This is a genomic window from Stenotrophomonas sp. 278 (assembly GCF_003935715.1).
In the GTDB taxonomy this organism is placed as follows: Bacteria; Pseudomonadota; Gammaproteobacteria; order Xanthomonadales; family Xanthomonadaceae; genus Stenotrophomonas; species Stenotrophomonas maltophilia_AH.
Map to the genome: position 1 here is coordinate 1 of NZ_RHPP01000292.1, position 1,232 is coordinate 1,232.

Genomic DNA, 1,232 nt, shown 5'->3' on the forward strand with positions numbered 1-1,232 from the left:
CCTGCTGGCCCCGGCAGGTCGCCATGCCGGCGTCGGCCTGGGCGTGCTGCTGTGTGGCTGGACCCTGGCCGTGCTGGCATTGGCGGGGCCCAGCTGGCGTCAACTCGCACAACCCCTGTGGCAGGCACCCGCGCCGCTGGTGGTGGCATTGGACCTTTCCAGCCGTGTACGGGCCAGTGACCTGCCACCCTCCCGGCTGCTGCAGGCGCGCGCCAAACTGGCAACCCTGCTGCGCGAACGCCGCAACGGCGAAGTGGCACTGCTGGTGTACGCCGACGATGCCTTCACCGTCGCGCCGCTCACCAGCGACCGGGCCAACGTCGCGCTCTATCTGGACGCGCTCGATCCCAATGTGATGCCCCGCGACGGCCAGCGGGCGGCACGGGCACTGGAGGCGGCCGTCCTGCTGCTGCAGCAGTCCGGTGCCCGCCAGGGCGACATCCTGCTGATCACCGACCGGACCGACGCGGCCGACCGTGCAGCGGCGGCGAACGCACTGGCACAGCAGATGCGGGTTTCGGTGCTCGGCCTCGGAACCCCGGCGGGTGCGGCGTATCGCGGTGATGATGGCCAGATCGAACGCGCCCAGCTGGAGGAAGCCGGTTTGCGCGCGCTGGCTGCTGCAGGGGGCGGGGAGTACGCACGACTGACCGATGACGACGCCGACCTGCGCGCCCTGGGCGTGCTGCAGGCGCGGGAAGCGGGCGGCGGTCGCACGCAGGGGCAGTCGCTGTCATGGCTGGACGAGGGTTACTGGTTGTTGCCGCCGCTGATGCTGCTGGCGCTGCTGGCGTTCCGTCGCCGTGCGCTGGCGATGCTGGTGGGACTCGGCCTGCTGCTGCCGTTGGGCTTGCCGCAGCCGGTTCAGGCCGCCGAAGGCAGCTGGTGGCGCCGCGCTGACCAGCAGGACCAGCAACGCATCGCCGCCGGTGTGGACGCCTATCGCCAAGGTGACTTCGCTGCCGCCCAGGAACAGTTCACGCCCCTGCAGAACGCTGAAGGCCGCTACAACCTGGGCAACGCGCTGGCGCGGCAGGGGCAGTACGACGCAGCCATCGCTGCCTATGACCAGGCGTTGGCGCTGCGCCCGGGCATGCCCGATGCGGTCGCCAACCGTGCCGCCGTGGAGGCGGCGCGCAAACGCAAGCCGCCCGCCTCCGGGTCGCAGGGGCAGAGCCAGCCCAAACCGGGCCAGCCGCCATCCGGGCAGCCGCCCCGGTCACCCCCGCAAC

Annotated in this window: 1 protein-coding gene; it reads left to right on the plus strand. The window is 71.9% G+C overall.

Going from position 1 to position 1,232, the window contains the following annotated elements:
- Positions 1–1,232: tetratricopeptide repeat protein (locus tag EGJ34_RS21735; protein ID WP_125362455.1), on the plus strand; the 1,232-nt coding region annotated here is incomplete at both ends.